Source organism: Sphingobacterium rhinopitheci, assembly GCF_022627575.1.
Taxonomy (GTDB): domain Bacteria; phylum Bacteroidota; class Bacteroidia; order Sphingobacteriales; family Sphingobacteriaceae; genus Sphingobacterium; species Sphingobacterium rhinopitheci.
Genome location: NZ_JADEYQ010000043.1, coordinates 1 through 7,846, shown reverse-complemented (window position 1 = coordinate 7,846; position 7,846 = coordinate 1). Strand labels below are relative to the sequence as shown.

Annotated in this window: 4 protein-coding genes and 1 pseudogene; all 5 read right to left on the bottom strand. The window is 34.9% G+C overall.

What is annotated here, in order from left to right; all coding sequences use genetic code 11:
- A pseudogene (locus tag IP023_RS15530) lies at positions 1 to 129 on the bottom strand (transposase); the annotation flags it as partial.
- A gap of 397 nt (positions 130 to 526) precedes the next feature.
- Positions 527 to 1,327, bottom strand: coding sequence for a tRNA pseudouridine synthase A (locus IP023_RS15525; protein WP_241791325.1), 801 nt, complete (start codon positions 1,325 to 1,327; stop codon positions 527 to 529).
- A gap of 669 nt (positions 1,328 to 1,996) precedes the next feature.
- Entirely contained in the window at positions 1,997 to 3,184 is a 1,188-nt protein-coding gene (locus IP023_RS15520; protein ID WP_241791324.1) for an LLM class flavin-dependent oxidoreductase, read from the bottom strand.
- 579 nt (positions 3,185 to 3,763) lie between these two features.
- Positions 3,764 to 4,852, bottom strand: coding sequence for a PepSY-associated TM helix domain-containing protein (locus IP023_RS15515; protein WP_241791323.1), 1,089 nt, complete (start codon positions 4,850 to 4,852; stop codon positions 3,764 to 3,766).
- Positions 4,853 to 4,893: 41 nt separating this feature from the next.
- Positions 4,894 to 7,275 (bottom strand): TonB-dependent siderophore receptor, encoded by a 2,382-nt coding sequence (locus IP023_RS15510; protein WP_241791322.1) that lies wholly within the window; start codon positions 7,273 to 7,275, stop codon positions 4,894 to 4,896.
- Between the last annotated feature and the right edge of the window lie 571 nt (positions 7,276 to 7,846).

The following is a 7,846-nucleotide window of genomic DNA, read 5'->3' as shown; positions in this document are numbered from 1 at the left end:
ATTTTCTAAATCTATAGCCTCCCATCTATATTTAATTCGAATATCTTGAAGAGCCTCTATTGCGAGTTTCTGTACATGGAATCGATCAGTAACTTGTATAGCTTGAGGAAAACAACGAAGAGCGATAAGTAAAAAGGTGGCTTGAGAAAATTAGTCCTAAAAACATTAGGTAGTCCAGAACAGAATTATTATTCAATTCACACACAACTTTTGGGATTGATACCTAATTTAAAATTCTTCCATATCACAGATCATACGGGATGTTTTATTTATTTAAATATCTAATAATAAATGGGATAAAGTATTTTTGAGCCAAAATAATGCTAGTTATTAGTCTCAAAAAAGGTTGTTTTTATAATATAAGATTCACTCAAGTTTATCTTTGATTGTTTGTATTTAATGGTAAAGCATAGCACTACATAGCTAGAGCTTAATTATTGGCATCAGCATGTAGTAGCATTTTTTAGTTAGTTCAGGATGCTACTGTATGCTGATACAATCGTATATGCGTGACAATAAGTCTATTTTATAGCTTGAGCCATTCCGTATCCTGCTTAGGTGACATTAAAGAGCTGCGTGCCGGTAAGTCAAGGTATGGATAAGTCACTTTGGATAAATATAGACCTACAGGGTAGGCGGGGGTTAATGTCTTTGGTATTTCTCTTGTGATGAGATGATTTTCAAATTCCGAAACCGACAATCGTCCTCTTCCTATTAGTATAAGCTTCCCCGTAAGGATACGTATCATTTTCCCTAAGAAACGATTACTCAATATATTAAACCGTATTCTATCACCAGCTGGATTCACATACAGATTGGCTTCAGAAACCTGGCATAGTGTATGTTCATTTTTATCAGGATGCACGCAAAATGCACGGTAGTCTTGATACTTGGGAAGCAGTTTTACCGCTTCATTCATTTTCGCTAAGTCTAGATTCGGATAGAGATACAACGCACTCTGCATATTCAAAAAAGGATCTTTATAGGTATGTAGAAAATAATCATACTGCCGCTGTATGGCATCAAATCGCGCATGAGCTGTACCTTCCATGGGCAGGATGTCATAGATCGCTATTGCACTAGGAAGTGCTTTATTAAGTCTGTATACTAAGTCATATTCAAAAGGTTCCGCGATATCAGCATGGAAAAAATATTGACTTGCATTAACCTGACTGTCCGTTCTGCCGCATCCGTATATAGTGGTTGGCGTTTTCAATACTTTGTGCAATGCATTTTCGATCAGTTCCTGAATACTCAGCACATCAGGCTGTCTTTGCCAGCCAGCATATTGTTGACCATGATAGGCTATATGAAAAAAAAATCTCAATCTTATTACGTTATGTTAGTACAATGCTACGTAAAAATCATCTATATCGGTTAATATCGTATTCATATTTTTAGCAAATGAATAAGATAAGTTTAAAGCTATTGTACTTTTTCCTACACTAGTCTCGCAAAATAAATCGACAGTGTTAGTCACGTAATTTTTTAAGTTACTGTTCTTTGTTATTAAACGGTTGAATTGTAAGGTTTTCCAATATAGCATGACGACGTTCTCTATTATATTGCAATGGCCAACTTATTCAGCATAGTGCACACTTTCAAAGTAAATTGTACACTTGCATTTATTAGCGTAAGTAAATATTAGTCTCAATAAAGGTTCGATAACGAACGGTGGTTTATTAGTTTTTACCTCTATCCATAGATGTCTAAACGATAGAAGATCATTTCACAATGGAATTGCTACTTAAAAGTGGAGACAGTTTACTGTTAATTTTCTATGTAGTCTATAGTCAGATTTTAAGCCTTATAATACCTTTGATTATTAAGAAAAGATCAATTAAGCAGGCTTTTACGATCCTGAGGTAGTGTTTAAAAAATGTTGTCAATTAGCGCTACAATTTTAATTTTTTCTATATCCTTTTCGACAATTTAATGTACCAATAATTTGGTTGCTATCTCCGTTAACAAAAAAAAGCCATATTTCATCTGTTTACTATCGTAATTTTGCCGTTGTATAGGGAGTAATTGGAGTAGTTTTTGGCATTCTATTTTGTTTGTCCGATAAAGAAACATTGGGTAAATGAGGCAGTACTAGTTTAGAAAAATATTCAGCTTCTCTTTCTAAAGGAAAACCTGAAAATATAAATGCGCGGAATCCCATATCAATGTACCGATTTAATTTGTCGATTATTTGTCGTGGACTACCTACTAATCCTGCGCCACAACCCGAGAACACTTTTCCAATATCTGTCCATAATATATCTTCTACATAACCTTCATCATTAGCTTCCATCCGTAGTTGATCTTGACGCAATACGCCCAACGACCTAGAATCTTCTCCGCGGCTTCGTATTGTTGCAGCCTTCCCTTCATCGAGCTTGGAAGTTAGTTTTTTAGCGTATTCTCGTGCTTCTTGTTCTGTTTCACGAACAACAACATGGATGCGCAAACCGAAGTCTGTTGTTCGACCATAGGCTGATGCACGTGCGCTCATATCCGCCATGGTGGTAGCTAAAGATTCTTCTCGTTCGGGCCATGTCAAGAATACATCACAGTATTTGGCACAAATATTCCTAGAGCCATCTGAGGTTCCTCCAAAATAAAGCAATGGGCCACCATTCTGTTGATAAGGTTTTGCAGGAGCGGATGGGAGAGAAAGATTGTAAAGATCTCCATGGAAATCAATACGATCTTGGGACCAAGCTTGTTTAAGAATTTCAATCGTTTCAGCACATCGTTTATACCGTAATGTCGGATCCTCTCTGTTTCCCGGCAGGTCTGAATTGATGATGTTGATTGCAAAACGACCTTCAAGTACATGATCTAGATTTGACAGGGCTCTAGCTAGGGTAGGAGGATGTATTTCGCCGGTACGGATAGCGACAAGTAATTTAATCTTATTAGTAAAAGGAGCAATAGCAGAAGCAAAAGTGATTGCTTCTTGTCCTACGGTGTAAGCTGTCGGAAATAATATATTTTTAAATCCTGCTTTTTCAGCTTGTAAAGTGAGGTCTTTACAATGCTCAAAGGTACTGCGTTTCTCTTCATCCAATACGCCAAGAAATTCTGTGTCACCGCCAATTATGTCCGTAAACCAGCCTATTTCGGCTACTTTTTCTTCGGTACGAATTAGCAGTTTCTTTTGTTTTGTGTTTTCTAACTTGGTTTCTCGTTCATTCATCTTTATAGTGCTTTCTGTTTATTAATTATTTGTACTATATAATTGTAGCTGATGGTTTATTTTATATACTATATAGTGAGATATTAAAAATCTACTTTTACTAAACTAATTAGTTTAGGACTTTCGTGGCTTTACAATCATTTATAAGGCTATATTGATTGTTACGAAATACTATGTAAATGGGAATTGTATATCATGAAGGTTTTGGTATATATGACTTATTATTCATGACTATCTTTATATTACTAAACCAGCTAATAACAGATGGAAGTTGTTTTGGAAGTGAATTGGATGTCATGTTCATTATTTTTATTTACTAGTTTATAATTTGTGTAGTACGAATATATAAACTATTTGTTAATATCTATTAATTTAGTAGATATTAAATTTCCTTTTGTTTATTAAAAATATTTTAGGATGATTTTTGGTCAATCTCTGTAAGTACAGAATTAGAATACTAAGACTTAGTAGTGAAAGATATAATTTCATGCTAATTGCATATCATTAAGTATAAGCTATTAACGAAATAGTGCATGTTTATACTAGAGAATCTCTATATTAACCTTTACCTTGACAACTCTATTTTTTTGCTTTTATGGTTTTTCTTTTATTCCACCAAATAAGAAATCCGGATATGGGAAGCGAAGCGCCAATCAGACTTCCTAAGCTCCATATTATTTTGCCTCCAATACCAAAGAATACACCTGTATGGAGATCTCGATTGCTAGCTTCATAGCGGTCTGCAAGATTATTATCCTTATATAGTTTAGTACGTAGGATCTGTCCAGTACTGTTGTCTAAGAAAATAGTATTGTGCTTTCGAGCCCATTTATAAGGATAGATTATTCTGACTCTCAATTCTCCAGTTTTGCGGATAGAAAAAGAAACTGATGTTGCTCCGGGGTACTCTATATTTACGCGTTCAAATATGTTGTGGTATCGATCTGCCATTGTAATTGATGCGTTTTGCAGTGTTGATGTTGCCTTATCTCCTTTTCGCAGTGTGGTACCTGTTATTAGGTTTACGGCTTGTTTGACGGTATCATAATTAAAATAAATTCCTGTAAAAGCAATAATAAGCAATACGAAAGCGGCATAAAACCCAAAAATTTGATGTAGATCATAGTTTATTCTTTTGGAAGAAGCATTCCATTTTATTCTTAGGGATTGTTTTAGTAGTCGTCGTTGATTTGGAAACCATAGTACAAGGCCAGTGATGAGCATTGCTATAAAAATAATAACAGACCATCCCTGTATAGATTTGCCCATTTCTCCTAATAGTAAATTACGATGTAACTCCAGCACAATATATAGCCAATCCGAATTTCTATGGCGTATTAGACTGCCGTCATAAGGGTTGAAATAGTAGGTGTCTCTCTTTCGTGTGGAGATCTCTATTGCAGCATTAGGCTGCTCGATATTTATTTTTATGTTCGTTAATTTTTGGTTTGTTTCTAACAGTTCATAATTTTCAACTATTTTTTTTAATCCGATGAAAGGTTTCTGTTCTATGGAGACATGCAGATATTCCTTATTTGTATATTCACGGATTTCATTTTCAAAAACATAAAGAAATCCCGTTATGCAAATGATAAAAACAATTAGCCCCGATGCTAGCCCAAGCCATAGATGTATTTGTCTTACTATTTTCTTAAAATTGATATTCATAATTTAAACTAAAAGCCTCGTATAAATCTTGTATACAGTATTTAAAATTTGAAGGTAATATTTCCGGTTACTCTCGTTGGGTTTTGTGCTGCCAATCGGTAGGACCAATATTTTTCGTTGCTGATGTTATCTACTTTTAAGCCTATTCTATATTTAGGCTGATCATAAAATATGGAAGCATCGAGTACGGTGTAGGAAGGGATACTAAATTTAAAAGTTGCGGTATTTGTTTGATAATATTCACTTCCATAAATGGCGCCGACGCCAAATCCTAATCCTGCTGCAGCACTCCGAGTGAGTCTATAGCTGGCCCAAAGATTTGCGGTGCGCGGGGAGCCTGCGGTGGTAGGTCGCAGGCCTAGAATATTTTCATTAGCCTTTGTATATTTACTTTCATTAAAGGTATATCCTGCGATGATATTCAAACCACGAATAGGATTTGCTATGAGCTCTAATTCAAATCCCTTACTCAGTTGTGTACCATCTTGAATTTGGAAATCAGGGTTTTCTACATCATCACGTGTGATATTAGTTACATTGATGTTATAATAACTCAGCGTTGCACTTATTTTATTAAAGTCGAATTTGAATCCTCCTTCTATTTGGTTAGCCTGATTGGGCTTAAAGGTGTTGCCTAAGAAATCAGATCCACTTACATTGTTAAAACCATTCATGTAATTTCCGAATACGGATACTTTTTGATTTATGATTTGATATACGGCTCCAAATCTAGGGGAGAATGCTGTCTGATTGTAATTTCCGGCAAGGGAATCTAGGTTAGGGAAATATACACCTTTATTATAATAACGATCTAAACGCACACCTGCCATCAGAATTAATCTTTCGGTTATATTCAATACATCGGAGACATATGCACTATATGTTCTTTCATTATTAGAAACGAAATTAGTAAATCTCGCGCTAGCAAATAGGGGTTTTATTCGGTCTTCTGTAAGGTTATTGTACGCTTCACCAGGATTCTTGTAATTCATAGGGGGCAAGTTTACCGTCGCGTTATTACGTGTAGTGCGTAGACTGTAATAGTCTAGGCCTACTATCACTCTATTGCGTAATTTTCCTATCTTAAAGTCGCCATTAAAATTTTGTTGTATATCAGTGCCATAGTAAGGGTTTTCTTGACTTGTTACGGCTTGTCTTATGCGCTCATCGCTCAAGATTACCATTGCCATTGTGTATCCTTCTGCAGAAGATCGGGTCCGTGATACGATAGTCTGTGAGGTCCATTCGTCAGATATTATGTATTTTGCCTGCGCATATATATTGTACTGTTGACCGGAATAGTTAACTCTATTATTGGCAAAGGATAGGTTGTAAGGGATTTGCATTTCGGTGATGCTCGTTACGGTAGCAGTAGGTCCAGAAAATGGGGCTAATCTTGTCGGTGATGTAGCATTTGATTGGCTCATCTCTGCATCTATGAGCAATGTAAGTCGATCGTTGACTTTGTAGGAGATACTTGGGGCTATAAAGAAGCTTTTATTGAATCCGGCATCTTGAAAACTACGCTCACTATGCAGAGCTGTATTTATTCTAAATAGGGCAGTTTTTGTGCTGTTGAGTGGAGCATTAATATCTGCTGTAAAGCGATTTAAATCCCAATCGCCCGCAGAATATGAAACTTCCCCTTGAAAATAGTCATATGGTTTTTTTGTTACTCTATTAAACAAGCCCCCAAACGAAGAAATTGTACTTCCAAACAATGTTGCCGATGGGCCTTTTATAACCTCAATACGCTCTAAGTTTGCAGGATCTATTGCGTTATAAGTGAAACTACTTACCCCATTTCTCACCAATTGTGGTGTTGGAAAACCCCTTGATATATTTGAGGAGCGTCCTTGGTTTCTTATTTCTGAAATACCTGCGCCAGGTACATTTTTAAAGACGCTGTTATAGTCCGTTATCAACTGTTCTTTCATGAGTTCTTTGCTGACAACAGTATATACCTGTGGGTTTTCCATATTTTTGAGGTCCATTTTTGAAACTTCCTCACTTTCCTTTCGTGCAAATCTATTTCCTCCCTCAGTGATTACTATCTCTTCTAGCTTATGTGAAGTGTAAACGAGCTCAAAATGAAGTGTCACTTTTGTATTGCTTTCATCAATTCTTACTGAAGCTTCTGCTGGTTCATAACCGCTCAATCTTATATCAACTATATAGGTTCCGAAAGGAAGATTCTCGAATTCATAAGCACCATCCGAATCTGTGGTTGTAATTTTATTCAAGGAAGTGATTTTTACCGTTGCACCTTGGGTGTATTCGTTATCTTTGAGTATCATTCTGCCTGAGATAGTTCCGGTATTAGATTGTGAATAAGCAATATTTGTATAAAATATAGCAGCGATAAATATTATAAGTGATTTTGATAAGTTAATATTATATAGTTTATTAAGTTTTTTCTTCATATAACCATTATTTTACTTAAGTTTGTTTAGACTAATTATAAATATAGTAAATTAATCGGTAAGATAAATTAATTTTCTTTTAATTAATATTAAGGAAATCTTTTTTGATCTACATCATAGATGATGCGCCATGATATATCATATTCATGTTCTTAGTTTGAGCAAGTTTTTTCCATGCTGGAGATATACAGCATATAAATTTTTCTACAATAATTTTGGGTATCAATTATTACGTTTAAACTAATTTTAATGAACTGAAACTATGCAGGTATTTATTATAAATAGGAATAGGAGTGATCTCATTTTTCTAAAAAAAATGAACTTTATTTGGCGCTGATATTCAGTGATGTAATAGATATAGGCTAAGTTTGAGTTTTGTAGTTTTTCGTCTACAATGTGACGAAATTATTAAAGAATAATTAGTGCAGATTAATGTTAAATGTATAGTTTTGTGCTGTGAAATAAACCAAACCATATCTAGAGTTGAAATAAAACTATTTTCAGAATCTTAAGTGTAAGAATATTATATTCTTGTTCGTCGTGATAGTTTATTTTATACTTTTTTACATGA